Origin of the sequence: Bacillus sp. LJBS06, assembly GCF_016924995.1 — a bacterium.
In the GTDB taxonomy this organism is placed as follows: Bacteria; Bacillota; Bacilli; order Bacillales; family Bacillaceae; genus Bacillus; species Bacillus stercoris.
In genome coordinates this window covers 2,552,483-2,568,996 of sequence record NZ_CP070483.1, presented here as the reverse complement: position 1 = coordinate 2,568,996, position 16,514 = coordinate 2,552,483, and the positions used below count along the sequence as shown (strand labels likewise).

The following is a 16,514-nucleotide window of genomic DNA, read 5'->3' as shown; positions in this document are numbered from 1 at the left end:
AAGTGAGTAAAGTTATCGGAATCGACTTAGGAACAACAAACTCATGTGTGGCAGTGCTTGAAGGCGGCGAGCCTAAAGTTATTGCTAACGCTGAAGGAAACCGCACAACGCCATCAGTTGTTGCATTCAAAAACGGCGAACGCCAAGTAGGGGAAGTGGCTAAACGCCAATCTATCACAAACCCTAACACAATCATGTCTGTTAAACGCCATATGGGTACTGACTATAAAGTGGAAATTGAAGGGAAAGATTACACTCCTCAAGAAGTGTCTGCTATCATCCTTCAACACCTTAAATCATACGCTGAAAGCTATCTTGGCGAAACAGTATCAAAAGCAGTTATCACAGTTCCTGCTTACTTTAACGATGCTGAGCGTCAAGCGACAAAAGACGCTGGTAAAATTGCAGGTCTTGAAGTAGAACGTATCATCAACGAGCCGACTGCAGCAGCTCTTGCATACGGACTTGATAAAACAGATGAAGATCAAACGATCCTAGTATACGACCTTGGCGGCGGTACATTCGACGTTTCAATCCTTGAACTTGGCGACGGTGTATTCGAAGTTCGTTCAACTGCCGGTGACAACCGTCTGGGCGGGGACGATTTTGACCAAGTCATCATCGATCACCTTGTATCTGAATTCAAAAAAGAAAACGGCATTGATCTGTCAAAAGACAAAATGGCGCTTCAACGTTTGAAAGACGCAGCTGAAAAAGCGAAAAAAGATCTTTCCGGCGTATCTTCTACGCAAATTTCTTTACCGTTTATCACAGCTGGAGAAGCAGGACCGCTTCACCTTGAACTTACATTAACTCGCGCTAAATTTGAAGAGCTTTCTTCTCATTTAGTAGAGCGCACAATGGGTCCTGTCCGTCAAGCGCTTCAAGATGCAGGACTTTCTGCAAGCGAAATCGACAAAGTTATCCTTGTCGGCGGATCAACTCGTATCCCTGCCGTACAAGAAGCAATCAAAAAAGAAACTGGAAAAGAAGCGCATAAAGGCGTAAACCCGGATGAAGTTGTAGCGCTTGGTGCTGCGATTCAGGGCGGCGTTATCACAGGTGACGTAAAAGACGTGGTTCTTCTTGACGTTACACCGCTTTCTCTCGGTATCGAAACAATGGGCGGCGTGTTCACAAAACTGATCGACCGCAATACGACGATCCCGACAAGCAAATCTCAAGTGTTCTCAACTGCTGCTGATAACCAAACAGCTGTTGATATCCATGTTCTGCAAGGTGAGCGCCCAATGTCTGCCGACAACAAAACACTCGGCCGCTTCCAGCTTACTGATATCCCGCCAGCACCGCGCGGCGTGCCTCAAATCGAAGTTTCTTTCGATATTGACAAAAACGGTATCGTAAACGTAAGAGCAAAAGACTTAGGCACAGGAAAAGAGCAAAACATTACAATCAAATCTTCTTCAGGTCTTTCTGATGATGAGATCGAACGCATGGTAAAAGAAGCGGAAGAAAATGCTGACGCTGATGCGAAGAAAAAAGAAGAAATCGAAGTCCGCAACGAAGCAGATCAGCTTGTTTTCCAAACTGAGAAAACATTAAAAGATCTTGAAGGCAAAGTGGATGAAGAACAAGTGAAAAAAGCCAACGATGCCAAAGACGCTTTAAAAGCTGCGATTGAGAAAAACGAATTTGAAGAGATCAAAGCGAAAAAAGATGAGCTTCAAGCAATAGTTCAAGAGCTTTCTATGAAGCTTTATGAAGAAGCTGCCAAAGCACAGCAAGCTCAAGGCGGAGCAAACGCTGAAGGCAAAGCGGATGACAACGTTGTCGACGCTGAATACGAAGAAGTAAACGACGACCAAAACAAAAAATAAATTCTTTTTAAAGTCAGTCCCGCTTCCGGGGCTGACAGAAAAGAACACATTTCATAATCTGATTCAATGATTAGAAAGTCAAAGTCAGGCATCTCTTGGCTTTGACTTTTTTTCTTGCCCGGGATAAAAGGAATTGAAAAATCATAATTCAAAATGATACAATCTAATTTATGTGAGAAATTCGGGAGAGTGAAGCGAGATGAGTAAGCGTGATTACTATGAAGTGCTGGGAGTAAGTAAGAGCGCTTCAAAGGATGAAATTAAAAAAGCTTATCGGAAGCTGTCAAAAAAATATCATCCAGATATTAATAAAGAAGCCGGATCAGATGAAAAATTTAAAGAGGTAAAAGAAGCGTACGAAGCGCTGTCAGATGACCAAAAACGTGCGCATTACGACCAATTTGGGCATACTGATCCTAATCAGGGCTTCGGCGGTGGAGGTTTTGGCGGCGGCGATTTCGGCGGTTTTGGTTTCGATGATATTTTTTCAAGTATTTTCGGCGGAGGCACAAGACGAAGAGATCCAAACGCACCGCGCCAAGGTGCCGATTTGCAATATACGATGACCTTGTCGTTTGAGGATGCCGCTTTCGGTAAAGAAACAACGATTGAAATTCCGCGCGAGGAAACGTGCGACACATGTAAAGGCTCAGGTGCGAAACCTGGAACAAACCCGGAAACGTGCTCCCACTGCGGAGGCTCCGGCCAGTTAAACGTGGAGCAAAACACGCCGTTTGGAAAAGTCGTGAACAGACGGGTCTGCCACCACTGTGAAGGTACGGGCAAAATTATTAAAGACAAGTGTGCGGATTGCGGCGGCAAAGGAAAAATCAAAAAACGCAAAAAAATAAACGTGACAATTCCAGCCGGTGTAGATGACGGACAGCAGCTTCGTCTCTCGGGACAGGGTGAACCAGGAGTAAACGGCGGCCCTGCCGGGGATTTATTTGTCGTGTTCCATGTGCGCGCCCACGAGTTCTTCGAGCGTGACGGCGATGATATTTACTGTGAAATGCCGTTAACGTTTGCTCAGGCTGCTCTTGGAGATGAGGTAGAAGTTCCGACGCTGCATGGAAAAGTGAAATTGAAAATTCCAGCCGGTACACAAACAGGAACGAAATTCAGATTAAGAGGAAAAGGCGTTCAAAATGTCAGGGGCTATGGACAGGGTGACCAGCATATCGTCGTCCGCGTCGTTACGCCGACAAACCTGACAGATAAACAAAAAGACATTATCCGCGAATTTGCCGAGGTCAGCGGAAACCTGCCTGATGAACAGGAAATGAGTTTCTTTGACAAGGTAAAACGCGCGTTTAAAGGCGATTAATTATTGGATGAGGAGTTGGTAGTTTTGAAATGGTCCGAATTAAGCATTCACACAACACATGAAGCGGTCGAACCTATCTCAAATATATTGCATGAAGCTGGTGCAAGTGGGGTTGTGATAGAGGACCCGCTTGATTTAATTAAAGAACGTGAGAATGTGTACGGGGAAATCTACCAGCTCGACCCCAATGATTATCCTGATGAGGGTGTCATTGTCAAAGCATATCTGCCGGTTAACAGTTTTCTAGGTGAAACTGTAGACGGCATTAAAGAAACGATTAATAATCTCCTTCTTTACAATATTGATTTGGGCAGAAATCACATCACCATTTCTGAAGTAAATGAAGAAGAGTGGGCGACTGCCTGGAAAAAGTATTATCATCCTGTGAAAATTTCTGAAAAGTTTACGATTGTGCCGACGTGGGAGGAATATACGCCAGTCCATACTGATGAACTGATTATTGAAATGGACCCGGGAATGGCTTTCGGCACAGGGACACATCCGACAACCGTGCTCTGCATTCAGGCGCTTGAACGCTTTGTGCAAAAGGGTGATAAGGTGATTGATGTTGGTACAGGTTCGGGGATTTTAAGTATTGCGGCTGCAATGCTTGAGGCTGAATCGGTTCATGCCTACGATCTTGACCCTGTAGCTGTAGAAAGTGCACGCCTCAATCTCAAGCTGAACAAAGTGAGCGATGTTGCACAAGTGAAGCAAAACAACTTGTTAGACGGGATTGAAGGTGAACATGATGTGATTGTGGCCAACATTTTGGCTGAAGTCATTCTTCGCTTTACTTCACAAGCGTACAGCCTGTTAAAAGAAGGCGGACATTTTATTACGTCAGGTATCATCGGCCATAAAAAACAAGAAGTAAAAGAAGCATTGGAACAAGCTGGCTTCACCATTGTAGAAATCCTTTCAATGGAAGATTGGGTCAGCATTATTGCGAAAAAATAACAGTTAGTAGGTGTCACAGCGTATGCAACGATATTTTATCGAGCTCACGAAGCAGCAAATAAAGGAAGCGCCGGCTTTTTCGATTACCGGCGAAGATGTTCATCATATTGTAAACGTGATGAGAATGAATGAGGGAGATCAGATCATCTGCTGCTCTCAAGACGGCTTCGAGGCAAAATGTGAACTTCAATCTGTTTCCAAAGATAAAGTGTCCTGCCTTGTGATAGAATGGACGAATGAAAACAGAGAGCTTCCGATAAAGATCTATATTGCGAGCGGCCTCCCGAAAGGTGATAAGCTTGAATGGATTATCCAAAAGGGGACTGAGCTCGGAGCTCATGCCTTTATTCCCTTCCAAGCCGCGCGTTCTGTTGTCAAGCTGGATGACAAAAAGGCGAAGAAAAAGCGGGAAAGATGGACGAAAATTGCGAAGGAAGCGGCTGAACAATCGTACCGTAACGAAGTGCCGCAAGTGATGGATGTCCATTCTTTTCAGCAGCTTCTTCAAAGGATGCAGGATTTCGATAAATGTGTCGTTGCATACGAGGAGTCATCGAAGCAAGGGGAAATAAGCGCATTCAGCGCGGTTGTAAGCAGCCTTCCGAAAGGATCATCTCTTTTGATCGTATTTGGTCCCGAAGGCGGTTTAACAGAAGCGGAGGTTGAACGGCTCACTGAGAAAGACGGTGTGCCGTGCGGCCTTGGACCGAGAATTTTAAGGACAGAAACCGCTCCGCTATATGCGTTGAGTGCGATTTCTTATCAAACAGAGTTATTAAGAGGTGATCAGTAATGGCAACTGTTGCTTTCCATACGCTTGGCTGTAAAGTCAACCATTATGAAACAGAAGCAATCTGGCAGCTTTTCAAAGAAGCGGGCTATGAAAGAAGAGACTTTGAACAAACAGCTGATGTATATGTCATTAATACATGTACAGTAACTAATACTGGAGATAAAAAAAGCCGCCAAGTGATCAGACGCGCCATTCGTCAAAATCCTGACGGTGTCATCTGTGTCACAGGCTGCTACGCGCAAACCTCACCTGCTGAGATTATGGCGATCCCTGGTGTCGATATTGTAGTTGGAACACAGGACCGTGAAAAAATGCTTGGCTACATTGACCAATACCGTGAAGAACGCCAGCCGATTAACGGCGTCAGCAACATCATGAAAGCAAGAGTCTATGAAGAGCTCGATGTGCCTGCTTTCACGGACCGGACAAGAGCGTCATTGAAAATACAAGAGGGCTGCAATAATTTCTGCACATTCTGTATCATTCCGTGGGCGCGCGGCCTGCTACGCTCCCGCGACCCTGAAGAAGTCATTAAACAAGCGCAGCAGCTTGTCAATGCGGGCTATAAAGAAATTGTTCTTACAGGTATTCATACGGGCGGTTACGGCGAAGATATGAAAGATTACAACTTCGCTAAGCTTTTGAGCGAATTAGACTCTCGTGTAGAAGGCGTGAAACGGATCAGAATTTCTTCAATTGAAGCCAGCCAAATCACTGACGAAGTGATTGAAGTCTTAGACCGCTCAGATAAGATAGTGAATCATTTGCATATTCCTATCCAATCCGGCTCAAACACAGTGCTTAAACGGATGAGACGCAAATATACAATGGAATTCTTTGCAGACCGTTTAAACAAATTGAAAAAAGCACTGCCAGGCTTAGCCGTTACTTCTGATGTTATTGTTGGGTTCCCTGGTGAAACAGAAGAAGAATTTATGGAAACCTATAACTTTATTAAAGAACATAAATTCTCTGAACTGCATGTTTTCCCTTATAGTAAACGTACAGGAACACCAGCTGCGCGAATGGAAGACCAAGTGGATGAAAACGTGAAAAACGAACGTGTGCACCGCCTGATTGCTCTTTCTGACCAGCTTGCAAAGGAATACGCTTCTCAGTATGAAAATGAAGTGCTTGAGATTATCCCTGAGGAAGCGTTTAAGGAAACAGAAGAAGAAAATGTGTTTGTCGGTTACACAGACAATTATATGAAGGTTGTTTTCAAAGGCACGGAAGATATGATCGGCAAAATTGTAAAAGTCAAAATCCTAAAAGCAGGTTATCCTTACAACGAAGGGCAATTTGTCCGTGTTGTTGAGGATGAAATAACTGAACATATGCGTATGTCTTCTTAACCTAAAAAACCGGTGCATTTAAAATGTCCCGGTTTTTTATTTAGCTGGGATAAGAAGGTGAATCAATCGGTAAAACAAGTTTGTAAGCGGAAGAAATAAAAGAGCTGTCACTACATTAAATAAAAGGCTGAAATGGGCAATCCTTTGGGCGGGATCGGGTGATAACTGTTCTACAAAGCCAGTCGCTGCGGTCAGAAAAGGCAATACTAGAGCCACGCCTAGCACATTAAACACCACATGGGCATACGCTGTCTGTTTCGCCGCATATCCGCCGGATACAGCCGCCATGACAGCTGTAATGCATGTCCCGATATTTGATCCGAGCACAACGCTCATCGCCTGTGTCAATCCGATAATCCCTTCATTCATAAAACTCATTAAAATGCCGATACAGACAGAGCTGGAATGAATGATGGCAGTTAACACCATTCCGATGAGCAAAGCTGACCAGTTTGAATCGTTAACGTGGTATAAAACGTCGGCTCCCGTTTTCAGCTTTGTCAGCGGCCCGGCAAGATGGCTGAATCCACTGATGCAAAAGAAGATGATGCCCAATCCGAGGAAGCTTGTTCCCAGCGGTTTTAAAGGGTACCTGCCAGTCAGAAAAAACAATAAACCGCCTATTAAAAGAACCCAAATCAAAATATCCATTTTGATGGCAATAAATTCAGTTGTAAAAGTAGAGCCAACATTTGTCCCCAGAATCATCGGTATCGTCCGCTTAAAAGAAAGAACGCCTGCACTGACAAAGCCGATGACAATGACCATAAAGGCTGAACTGCTCTGAAGTATCCCCGTAAATACAATGCTGATAAGAAACGCTTTTAGCGGGTGATCCGTAAATAATAGCAAACGGTCTTCAATTTTTGAGTACGCCATCGATATTAAGCCTTTTCGAAGCATATTCATGCCTGCGAGAAAGAATAATATAAGAGCTGTAAAACTGATCAGAATCAACATCCTATTCACCAACCCCTTTCCATCATTATATAGACAGGCAGTCTCACTCATGACGGAAAAGTGAACTCACTTAGTTGACCTGACTGATGGCTTATATTATAATGTCAAAGTACATGTTTATATGTGTAACTTAAAGGTAGTCGATTGGTGTATTCGGAGGGAGGGAAAGAGAATGTCAAAAACGGTCGTTAGAAAAAACGAATCGCTTGAAGATGCTCTTCGTCGCTTCAAACGCAGTGTATCAAAGACAGGTACTTTGCAAGAAGCAAGAAAGCGTGAATTTTATGAAAAGCCTAGCGTAAAGCGCAAGAAAAAGTCTGAAGCTGCTAGAAAACGCAAATTCTAAAAGAGGGTGGATTTATGAGTCTTCTTGAGCGTCTCAACCAGGATATGAAGCTGTATATGAAAAACCGTGAGAAAGACAAACTGACTGTCGTTCGAATGGTTAAGGCTTCACTTCAAAATGAAGCAATTAAGCTTAAGAAAGACAGTTTGACCGAGGATGAGGAACTCACTGTCCTTTCTCGTGAACTTAAGCAACGTAAAGACTCCCTCCAGGAATTTTCAAACGCTAATCGTTTAGATTTAGTAGATAAAGTTCAAAAAGAGCTGGACATTTTAGAAGTTTATTTACCTGAGCAGCTGTCAGAAGAAGAGCTGCGTACAATCGTAAATGAAACCATCGCAGAGGTCGGTGCGAGCTCAAAAGCGGACATGGGCAAAGTGATGGGGGCAATTATGCCTAAAGTAAAAGGTAAAGCTGACGGAAGTTTAATTAATAAGCTTGTGAGCAGTCAACTGTCTTAAATGGCAAAGAAAAGGACATCTTTCTAAGAGAGATGTCTTTTTTTATACATAAAAAAATGAAACCTTTGATACATTTGTTACGTATGAAGAGAAGGCACTTATTATAAAAGGAAGGAGGGATACACAGCCCTTGCTTCAAATCAAAGGATTCCGTGCTGTTCTTTTGAGTATATTTTTACTTTCTTTATTTGGCGTACAGCTGAACGCAAAAGCAGAAAAACAAACTGTATATGTGATCCCGGTTGAGAAAAATGTCGAACAGGGTCTCGCCTCGTTTTTGTCCCGTTCGTTACAAGATGCAAAGGATGCACATGCAGCCCATATTATTCTTGATATCAATACACCGGGGGGATTAGTCAAATCTGCTATTGATATGGCGGATGTGATCACCGAAAGCGAGATCCCCGTAACTGCATATGTAAACAAACGCGCGTTGTCTGCTGGTGCATACATTGCGCTGCAAGCCGATCACATTTATATGGCGCCTGGCGGAAAAATGGGAGCCGCCGCGATTATTGATGGCCAAGGCAATGCCGCTGACCAAAAAGCTGAATCACTTTGGCTGGCAGAGATGGAAGATGCCACAGTGAAAAATAATCGCGATCCAAAATATGCGCTCGCAATGGCTGACCCGGATATAGATGCCAAGGAAGTCGGCGCGCCTAAGGGAGATCTGCTGACACTTAACGCAGACAAGGCGAGGGAGGTAGGCTATTCAGAAGGCACGGCTGACAATGTATCCGCGCTCGTAAAGAAGCTTGGGTTCGAAAAAGCGCAGATCAGCTATGCAAAGGAAAGCTTTGCGGAAAAAACAGCAAGATGGCTGACGAGTCCGGTCATTGTCCCCATTCTGCTGACTATCGCTTTTTTAGGTCTGACAGTAGAGCTTTTTTCCCCGGGTGTCGGCCTCCCTGGAACGGCTGGATTCATTGCGTTATTGCTGTTTTTCTACGGTCATCTCGCAGCAGGCCTTGCCGGGTATGAGACGGTTCTCCTCTTTATCGCAGGGGTGATCCTCATCCTGCTTGAGATTTTCCTTCCTGGAGGAATCATTGGTTTACTTGGCTTGGGGTCGATTATTGTGAGCCTGTTTTTAGCCGCGGGGAGCTTCACTGTCATGGCGGTTTCTCTCTTGATCGCCACAGCTGTTTCAATTACAGCTTTTATTTTACTGACAAGGGTGTTGGGAAAGCGTATGAAATTCTTTAGAAAATTGATATTAAATGATTCTACAAATACGGAGAGCGGCTACGTATCAAATCAAACGCGGACGGACCTAATGGGAAAGGTGGGTATAACCTCTACACCGCTGCGTCCTTCCGGTACCGTCATTATTGACGATGAACGCCTTGACGTTGTTTCGGAGGGATCGTTTACAGAAAAAGATAAGAAAGTAAAAGTGATTAAAGTAGAAGGCTCACGTATTGTCGTGAGAGAAATTTAAATAGAAACGAGGAGAAGTTATATGGATCCGTCAACATTTATGATTCTGGCAATTGTCGCAGTCGCGATCATTGTTTTGGCTGTATTTTTTACATTTGTGCCTGTAATGCTTTGGATTTCAGCTTTAGCAGCCGGAGTGAAAATCAGCATTTTCACCCTGGTTGGGATGAGGCTTCGCCGCGTCATACCGAATCGGGTTGTTAACCCGCTGATTAAAGCGCATAAAGCAGGACTGAATGTTGGAACAAACCAGTTAGAAAGCCACTATCTGGCCGGAGGTAATGTTGACAGAGTTGTCAACGCGCTTATCGCCGCCCAGCGAGCTAACATTGAACTCACATTCGAGCGTTGTGCTGCCATTGATCTTGCAGGCCGGGACGTGTTGGAAGCTGTTCAAATGAGCGTTAATCCTAAGGTCATTGAAACGCCGTTCATTGCCGGTGTGGCCATGGACGGTATTGAAGTGAAAGCGAAAGCGAGAATCACAGTAAGAGCGAATATCGAACGTCTCGTCGGGGGAGCGGGGGAAGAAACCATTGTTGCCCGTGTCGGTGAAGGGATCGTCTCTACAATCGGTTCATCCGAAAATCACAAAAAAGTGCTTGAAAACCCCGACATGATTTCTCAGACGGTACTAGGAAAAGGATTGGACTCAGGGACGGCATTTGAAATTCTCTCGATTGATATTGCTGATGTTGACATCGGCAAAAACATCGGTGCGATTTTACAAACTGATCAGGCCGAGGCTGATAAAAACATCGCGCAGGCAAAAGCGGAAGAACGACGTGCAATGGCTGTCGCTCAAGAACAGGAAATGCGCGCCCGCGTAGAAGAAATGCGCGCGAAAGTGGTAGAAGCCGAGGCGGAAGTGCCGCTTGCGATGGCGGAAGCCTTGCGTGAAGGGAATATTGGCGTCATGGATTACATGAATATCAAGAACATTGATGCTGACACAGATATGCGTGATTCATTCGGCAAGCTGACGAAAGACCCGTCGGATGAAGACCGCAAATCATAATCTCTCTAAGAAGGGAGAACGCTGATGGAAGATCTACTGACAAATCCGCTTATTATTGCAGCGATCATCGGAATTATTTCTGCGATTTTCGGCAAAAAGAGCAAAGAAGAAAAGCAAAACAGCCAAAAAAGAAAAATACCTCAACAGGTGCAAACTGCTTCCCCTCAAAAGAAGCAGTCAAAAGAAGAAGCTCCTGCACCTATCCCTAACCGCATGGAACAGGCAAGACGGGAAGCGGAAGAAAGACGCAGGGAAACAGAAAGAAATCTGAAAGGGCTGGAACGAGATCTTACTGCTGCCAAACAAAAAGCGGTATACACAAAACAAAAAATGCTCCAGGTGAATAAAGACACCGTGGTACAGGGGATCGTTCTAGGAGAGGTATTCGGGCCTCCAAGGGCGAAAAAACCTCATCATACGATGCGCCCGGCCCGTAAAAATTAAAGTGTTAGAACCTCCTTTCAAATCATACATATGAGATGAAAGGGGGTTCTTTTTGTATGGGGCAAAGAAAGAATCGTGTGAAAGCTTGGCTGACAAGAGCATTGGAAATTCCCCCGGACGTTATGATGGATCTGCCGAGGATTACAATGGTTGGCAGACTTCATATCTACATAGAAAACCACAGAGGCCTTTTGCTTTTCAGCGAGAATGAAGTGAGGCTGATGCTGAAGCAGGGCCAGTGCATCATATCTGGTAAAAATTTTGTCATCAAGGCGATTCTTCCGGAAGAAATACTTTTGGAGGGTACGATTGATGTCGTTCGATATGTTGAGTCATAAAGCCGAGGGGGAAATGTTGTGAAAAATAAATGGCTGTCTTTTTTTTCGGGTAAGGTCCAGCTTGAATTGACGGGAAGAGGGATTGAGCGGCTCCTTAATGAATGCACAAGACAGGGGATTCCAGTCTTTCATGTCAAAAAAAAGAAAGAAGCCGTATCGTTATATATACAGCTTCAGGATGTACATGCCTTTCGGCGGGTGAGAAGTAAATTTAAATGTAAAGCCCGATTTATCAATCGGAAGGGTTTTCCCTTCCTGTTGCTGAAATCAAAGCTGAATATAGGGTTTACGATCGGTTTTGCGATTTTTTTCATCCTTTTGTTTCTGCTTTCCAATATGGTGTGGAAAATTGATGTGACAGGCGCTAAGCCTGAAACAGAGCATCAAATGAGGCAGCATCTTAATGAAATCGGCGTCAAAAAGGGCCGGCTGCAGTTTTTAATGATGTCGCCCGAAAAAATACAGAAATCATTAACCAATGGAATAGACAATATCACCTGGGTCGGCGTTGATCTGAAGGGGACGACCATTCACATGAAAGTTGTGGAGAAAAATGAGCCCGAAAAAGAAAAGTATGTTAGCCCGCGCAATATTGTCGCCAAAAAGAAAGCAACGATTACGAGAATGTTTGTGCAAAAAGGGCAGCCCATGGCCGCCATACACGACCATGTTGAAAAGGGACAGCTGCTTGTTTCTGGGCTGATTGGCAGTGAAGACCATCAGCAGGAAGTCGCCTCAAAAGCAGAAATTTACGGAGAAACCTGGTATAGATCAGAAGTGACAGTCCCGCTTGAAACATTATTTAACGTCTATACGGGCAAAGTAAGGACAAAGCACAAGCTTTCTTTTGGCTCGTTGGCAATCCCGATCTGGGGGATGACGTTTAAAAAAGAGGAATTGAAGCATCCAAAAACAGAACAAGAAAAGCACTCGCTTCATTTTCTCGGATTTAAGCTCCCTGTATCCTATGTCAAAGAGCAAACAAGAGAAAGTGAAGAGGCTTTGCGAAAATATACGAAAGAAGAAGCAGTTCAAGAAGGCATTAAATTGGGTAAACAGGATGTAGAGGATAAAATAGGCGAAAACGGCGAGGTGAAAAGTGAAAAAGTTTTGCACCAGACTGTTGAGAATGGTAAAGTAAAGTTGATTATTCTCTACCAAGTTATAGAAGATATCGTTCAAACCACACCTATTGTCAGGGAGACTGAAGAATGACAGAACATTTACTTGCGATGAATCAAAAACTGAAAAACCCGGACGAGGCGCTTTCACTCTTCGGGAACCAAGATTCTTTTTTGAAATTGATGGAGAAAGATCTGAATGTAAATATCATTACGCGCGGCGAAACGATTTATGTTTCAGGCGATGATGAATCGTTTCAGATTGCAGACAGGCTGCTGGGATCACTCCTCGCTTTAATTCGCAAGGGGATAGAGATCTCTGAACGTGATGTGATTTATGCCATCAAAATGGCAAAGAAGAATGAACTTGAATACTTTGAAAGCATGTATGAAGAAGAAATTACAAAAAACGCAAAAGGCAAATCAATCCGTGTAAAAACAATGGGACAGCGGGAATACGTGGCCGCTATGAAGCGGAATGACCTTGTATTCGGCATTGGTCCGGCGGGAACCGGGAAAACGTACCTGGCTGTCGTAAAAGCAGTCCATGCTTTAAAAAACGGACATATTAAAAAAATCATTTTAACAAGGCCTGCCGTGGAAGCCGGTGAAAGCCTCGGTTTTCTCCCAGGTGACCTAAAAGAAAAAGTAGATCCTTATTTGCGCCCGCTGTATGACGCTCTCCATGATGTGCTTGGGGCAGATCATACAGAACGTCTGATGGAAAGAGGCATCATTGAAATTGCTCCGCTTGCATATATGAGGGGACGGACGCTCGATGATGCTTATGTTATACTTGATGAAGCACAGAATACCACGCCTGCTCAAATGAAAATGTTTTTGACGAGACTGGGTTTTGGCTCTAAAATGATCATTACAGGTGACGTTAGCCAAATTGACCTGCCGAAAGGCGTCAAATCGGGACTTGCAGTAGCGAAGGAGATGCTGAAAGGAATAGACGGCATTTCTATGATTGAGCTAGACCAGACAGACGTGGTCAGACATCCGCTTGTTGCGAAAATTATTGAAGCATACGATAAGCAAAATTAATGCTGAATGACCCGATCGCGCGTTATCGGGTCATTTTTATGATTGCTTGTGGGCTTGATGTTTCAAGAGGAGGTTCTTGTGTTGAAAAAGAAGGCTAAGACCAAAAGCAGCTCAAAAAAATGGAGCAATTTTAAAAATGCCCGCTCCATGCATGTACTGCTGTATCTTCTGCTGGCTGCCATTATGTTTGCTTTGCTCTTTGTACATGTTAAGCCGGAAACACTTGATTTGGACCTGTTTTCAGTCAGCGACAAGACCATTTATGCTCCGGCAACCGTGGAAGATCAAAAAGCCACGGAGGAAAAAAAGCAAGCCGCTGAGGACGCGGTTGAGGATCAATATACATTAAAAAAAGAATACACAGATAATCGGATAGACCTTGTGTCATCAATATTCGACAGTATCAGTGAAGTGAAAAAATCATCGGAAGAAGGCAGCAAATCCCCATCGGAAAAATCAATGGTCAAATCCGTAAAGGATAAATTGACGTCAGATGTGAATGATTCCATATCCGAGGACTCCATCAAGACATTGCTGAAAGCAGACAGTGAAGACTTTTCTTTTGTCAGAGATACGGTCATTACCGCGGTAAATACGGTCATGAGCAGTGAAATCCCTTCGGATAAGCTATCTGATGCAAAGGATAAAGTAGAAAAAGAGCTAAAGAGCAATTCTATTCCATCTAAATACTTGGGAGCTGCGACAGAAATCGGGCGTTTTGCTATTATTCCGAATTACGTCTTCGATCCGAAAGCAACAGAGGCAAAGCGGCAGGAAGCGTCAGACAATGTCCAGCAAGTTCAAATCAAACAGGGGCAAGTGCTCGTGGAAGAAAATGACCTCATTGATCGGGAAGTGTACAGAAAACTTGAGCTGACCGGGTTATTAAATAACTCAAATCTCTTTAAGCCGATCAGCGGGCTATTGATTATGATCGGACTGTTCATTGCAACACTTGTATATTATTTTGAAAAACAGAAACAAAACCTAAAGTTTAAAAACCAATCCATTCTGCTATTCTCTATTATCACAACACTTTTGCTTGTGATCATGGAGGTTGTCAGTTTGTTTCAGAAGATGGAATATAATAATATCGGCTATCTGGTTCCCATTGCGGCCGGGGCCATCTTAATCAAACTTCTGATGAATGAACGCATTGCCATTTTGGGAAGTATCATTCTTGCGATTTGCGGGAGTATGATGTTTAATCAGGGTGTGACAGGAACGTTCAATTATGTCATAGGAATTTATTATTTGATTAGCGGTATTTCAGGCGTTTTATTTTTAGGAAAACATAATGCAAGGTCAAAAATTTTGCAGACCGGACTTTTCGTGGCGTTTATTAATATGGTTGTTGTTCTTTCCTTATTATTGATCCAGAACACCGCACTTTCGGGTCTTGAAATCGGCACGTTAATGCTCATGGGTGTTGTGTCGGGGTTTGCATCATCGGTATTGATCATCGGCCTGATGCCGTTTTTCGAGACAGGCTTTGGCATTTTATCCACCATGAGGCTGCTCGAGCTGTCTAATCCTAACCATCCGCTATTGCGCAAAATACTGACAGAAACACCAGGTACATATCATCACAGTGTAATGGTCGCCAATTTATCAGAGGCAGCCTGTGAAGCGGTTGGGGCTAATGGTTTGCTTGCAAGAGTCGGCGCATATTATCACGATCTCGGAAAAACAAAGCGCCCGCAATATTTTATTGAAAACCAAATGAATATTGACAATCCGCATGATAAACTGTCTCCTCAGCTGAGTAAAAATATTATCATCTCGCATACGACAGACGGTGCGAATATGCTGAGAAGCTATAAATTTCCGAAAGAGCTTGTCGATATTGCTGAGCAGCATCATGGAACCTCGCTTTTAAAGTTTTTTTACTATAAAGCGAAGGAAAAAGGCGACCAGATTACAGAGGAAGAGTTCCGTTATCCGGGGCCGAAGCCGCAGTCAAAGGAAGCCGCAATTATATCAGTGGCCGACAGTGTTGAAGCGGCCGTCAGATCCATGCATAATCCAAATCCTGAACGAATTGAAAAGCTTGTCCGGGGTATTATATCCGATAAGCTTCAGGACGGACAGTTCAGTGAATGCGATTTGACATTTAAAGAGCTGGATACAATCGCAAAAACGCTCTGTGCAACATTAAAAGGAATTTTCCACTCCCGGATTGAATATCCGGAGGCTACTAAGAAGGTGAAATAGATGAGTTTACTGATTGATATCGTTGATGAAACAGGAAGCGTCTCAGAAGAGATGCTCAAAGAAGTAGAAAATCTGCTTCAATTTGCTGCTGAGCGTGAAGGCGTTCAGGATCAGGCTGAGGTTTCTGTCACGATCGTTACCAATGATGACATACAGCAGATTAACAAAGAATACCGGGGAAAGGATACACCGACAGATGTCATCTCATTTGCTCTTGAAGAAGAGGGAGAAGGCGAGGTCGAAATCGTGGGCGCCGAGATGCCTCCGGTTTTAGGTGATATTATCATCAGTGCCGATCGCACAAGAGAGCAGGCAGAGGAGTATAATCATTCTTTTAAAAGAGAGCTCGGATTTCTTGCCGTACACGGATTTCTGCACCTTTTAGGATATGACCATATGACGAAAGAGGAAGAAGAGGAGATGTTTACTAAGCAAAAGGATTTGCTGGACGCTTATGGACTCAAGAGATCATAGAAATGAGCTGAAGCGATTCTACAAAAGCTTCGTGCATGCAGGCCGGGGAATCTGGAAAACAGCGCGGACGGAGCGGAATTTCCAATTTCATGCCGCAGCCGCCTGCGTTGTTCTCATTTGCGGCTTCCTTGTAGGACTCAGCACGATAGAGTGGGTGATTATATTCCTTTTGATTGGCGGAATGTTTTCGCTTGAGCTTTTAAATACAGCCGTTGAACATACGGTTGATTTAATAACTGACAAACATCACCCTCTTGCTAAAGCGGCCAAGGACGCTGCCGCCGGGGCTGTTTGCGTTTTTGCCGTCATTTCGTGTATCATTGGTTTACTTATTTTTTTGCCAAAGCTGTAATGGCTGAAAATTCTTACATT

The 16,514-nt window shown here is 43.9% G+C and carries 17 protein-coding genes; 16 read left to right on the top strand and 1 reads right to left on the bottom strand.

Annotated elements, in window-relative coordinates; genetic code table 11:
* Positions 1-2 precede the first annotated feature (2 nt).
* From dnaK to mtaB, 5 genes are all read left to right on the top strand, one after another.
* Entirely contained in the window at positions 3-1,838 is a 1,836-nt protein-coding gene (dnaK, locus tag JQX68_RS13045) for a molecular chaperone DnaK (protein WP_014114462.1), read from the top strand.
* 199 nt (positions 1,839-2,037) lie between these two features.
* Entirely contained in the window at positions 2,038-3,165 is a 1,128-nt protein-coding gene (dnaJ, locus tag JQX68_RS13040; RefSeq protein WP_014114461.1) for a molecular chaperone DnaJ, read from the top strand.
* A 24-nt stretch (positions 3,166-3,189) separates the two neighbouring features.
* The gene (gene prmA / locus JQX68_RS13035; protein ID WP_134975324.1) at positions 3,190-4,125 is read left to right on the top strand and encodes a 50S ribosomal protein L11 methyltransferase; all 936 of its coding nucleotides are present in this window, start codon (positions 3,190-3,192) and stop codon (positions 4,123-4,125) included.
* 22 nt (positions 4,126-4,147) lie between these two features.
* On the top strand, positions 4,148-4,918 hold the full coding sequence (locus JQX68_RS13030; protein WP_134975325.1) for a 16S rRNA (uracil(1498)-N(3))-methyltransferase: 771 nt from the start codon (positions 4,148-4,150) through the stop codon (positions 4,916-4,918).
* Positions 4,918-6,273, top strand: coding sequence for a tRNA (N(6)-L-threonylcarbamoyladenosine(37)-C(2))-methylthiotransferase MtaB (mtaB, locus tag JQX68_RS13025; protein WP_205440314.1), 1,356 nt, complete (start codon positions 4,918-4,920; stop codon positions 6,271-6,273). Before JQX68_RS13030 ends, mtaB begins: the two co-directional genes overlap by 1 nt.
* A gap of 36 nt (positions 6,274-6,309) precedes the next feature.
* On the opposite strand, the gene JQX68_RS13020 is transcribed toward mtaB, so the two are convergent.
* Positions 6,310-7,233, bottom strand: a complete 924-nt coding sequence (locus JQX68_RS13020; protein ID WP_147772254.1) for a Na/Pi symporter — start codon at positions 7,231-7,233, stop codon at positions 6,310-6,312.
* A 172-nt stretch (positions 7,234-7,405) separates the two neighbouring features.
* Here JQX68_RS13020 and rpsU point away from each other — a divergent pair, with 172 nt between their 5' ends.
* The 11 genes from rpsU to JQX68_RS12965 all read left to right on the top strand — a co-directional run bounded on the left by rpsU (position 7,406) and on the right by JQX68_RS12965 (position 16,494).
* Positions 7,406-7,579 (top strand): 30S ribosomal protein S21, encoded by a 174-nt coding sequence (gene rpsU / locus JQX68_RS13015; RefSeq protein ID WP_003152957.1) that lies wholly within the window; start codon positions 7,406-7,408, stop codon positions 7,577-7,579.
* Positions 7,580-7,593: 14 nt separating this feature from the next.
* The gene (locus JQX68_RS13010; protein WP_003230022.1) at positions 7,594-8,040 is read left to right on the top strand and encodes a GatB/YqeY domain-containing protein; all 447 of its coding nucleotides are present in this window, start codon (positions 7,594-7,596) and stop codon (positions 8,038-8,040) included.
* Positions 8,041-8,170: 130 nt separating this feature from the next.
* The gene (locus tag JQX68_RS13005) at positions 8,171-9,484 is read left to right on the top strand and encodes an NfeD family protein (RefSeq protein WP_147772253.1); all 1,314 of its coding nucleotides are present in this window, start codon (positions 8,171-8,173) and stop codon (positions 9,482-9,484) included.
* A gap of 21 nt (positions 9,485-9,505) precedes the next feature.
* A complete protein-coding gene (gene floA / locus JQX68_RS13000) occupies positions 9,506-10,501 on the top strand; it encodes a flotillin-like protein FloA (RefSeq protein ID WP_014664652.1) in 996 nt (331 codons plus the stop codon).
* A gap of 24 nt (positions 10,502-10,525) precedes the next feature.
* On the top strand, positions 10,526-10,945 hold the full coding sequence (locus JQX68_RS12995) for a YqfB family membrane protein (RefSeq protein ID WP_040082590.1): 420 nt from the start codon (positions 10,526-10,528) through the stop codon (positions 10,943-10,945).
* Positions 10,946-11,001: 56 nt separating this feature from the next.
* Positions 11,002-11,283, top strand: coding sequence for a sporulation protein YqfC (gene yqfC, locus JQX68_RS12990; protein ID WP_003237082.1), 282 nt, complete (start codon positions 11,002-11,004; stop codon positions 11,281-11,283).
* Positions 11,284-11,301: 18 nt separating this feature from the next.
* On the top strand, positions 11,302-12,498 hold the full coding sequence (gene yqfD, locus JQX68_RS12985; RefSeq protein WP_003230033.1) for a sporulation protein YqfD: 1,197 nt from the start codon (positions 11,302-11,304) through the stop codon (positions 12,496-12,498).
* Positions 12,495-13,454: a PhoH family protein gene (locus tag JQX68_RS12980; RefSeq protein WP_014477373.1), complete on the top strand. Its 960-nt coding sequence runs from the start codon at positions 12,495-12,497 to the stop codon at positions 13,452-13,454. The genes yqfD and JQX68_RS12980 overlap by 4 nt, the downstream gene beginning before the upstream one ends.
* Before the next feature lie 78 nt (positions 13,455-13,532).
* Positions 13,533-15,668: a cyclic-di-AMP phosphodiesterase PgpH gene (gene pgpH, locus JQX68_RS12975; RefSeq protein WP_014664649.1), complete on the top strand. Its 2,136-nt coding sequence runs from the start codon at positions 13,533-13,535 to the stop codon at positions 15,666-15,668.
* Positions 15,669-16,142: an rRNA maturation RNase YbeY gene (gene ybeY / locus JQX68_RS12970; protein WP_014664648.1), complete on the top strand. Its 474-nt coding sequence runs from the start codon at positions 15,669-15,671 to the stop codon at positions 16,140-16,142.
* Positions 16,123-16,494: a diacylglycerol kinase family protein gene (locus JQX68_RS12965; protein ID WP_069149890.1), complete on the top strand. Its 372-nt coding sequence runs from the start codon at positions 16,123-16,125 to the stop codon at positions 16,492-16,494. Before ybeY ends, JQX68_RS12965 begins: the two co-directional genes overlap by 20 nt.
* Positions 16,495-16,514: the final 20 nt, after the last annotated feature.

Bases quoted from the DNA above. Each gene is read 5' to 3' on its own strand.
- dnaJ (WP_014114461.1), top strand. From the start codon at position 2,038: ATGAGTAAGCGTGATTACTATGAAGTGCTGGGAGTAAGTAAGAGCGCT.
- JQX68_RS13030 (WP_134975325.1), top strand. From the start codon at position 4,148: ATGCAACGATATTTTATCGAGCTCACGAAGCAGCAAATAAAGGAAGCG.
- mtaB (WP_205440314.1), top strand. From the start codon at position 4,918: ATGGCAACTGTTGCTTTCCATACGCTTGGCTGTAAAGTCAACCATTAT.
- JQX68_RS13020 (WP_147772254.1), bottom strand. From the start codon at position 7,233: ATGTTGATTCTGATCAGTTTTACAGCTCTTATATTATTCTTTCTCGCA.
- rpsU (WP_003152957.1), top strand. From the start codon at position 7,406: ATGTCAAAAACGGTCGTTAGAAAAAACGAATCGCTTGAAGATGCTCTT.
- JQX68_RS13010 (WP_003230022.1), top strand. From the start codon at position 7,594: ATGAGTCTTCTTGAGCGTCTCAACCAGGATATGAAGCTGTATATGAAA.
- floA (WP_014664652.1), top strand. From the start codon at position 9,506: ATGGATCCGTCAACATTTATGATTCTGGCAATTGTCGCAGTCGCGATC.
- JQX68_RS12995 (WP_040082590.1), top strand. From the start codon at position 10,526: ATGGAAGATCTACTGACAAATCCGCTTATTATTGCAGCGATCATCGGA.
- yqfC (WP_003237082.1), top strand. From the start codon at position 11,002: ATGGGGCAAAGAAAGAATCGTGTGAAAGCTTGGCTGACAAGAGCATTG.
- JQX68_RS12980 (WP_014477373.1), top strand. From the start codon at position 12,495: ATGACAGAACATTTACTTGCGATGAATCAAAAACTGAAAAACCCGGAC.
- ybeY (WP_014664648.1), top strand. From the start codon at position 15,669: ATGAGTTTACTGATTGATATCGTTGATGAAACAGGAAGCGTCTCAGAA.
- JQX68_RS12965 (WP_069149890.1), top strand. From the start codon at position 16,123: ATGGACTCAAGAGATCATAGAAATGAGCTGAAGCGATTCTACAAAAGC.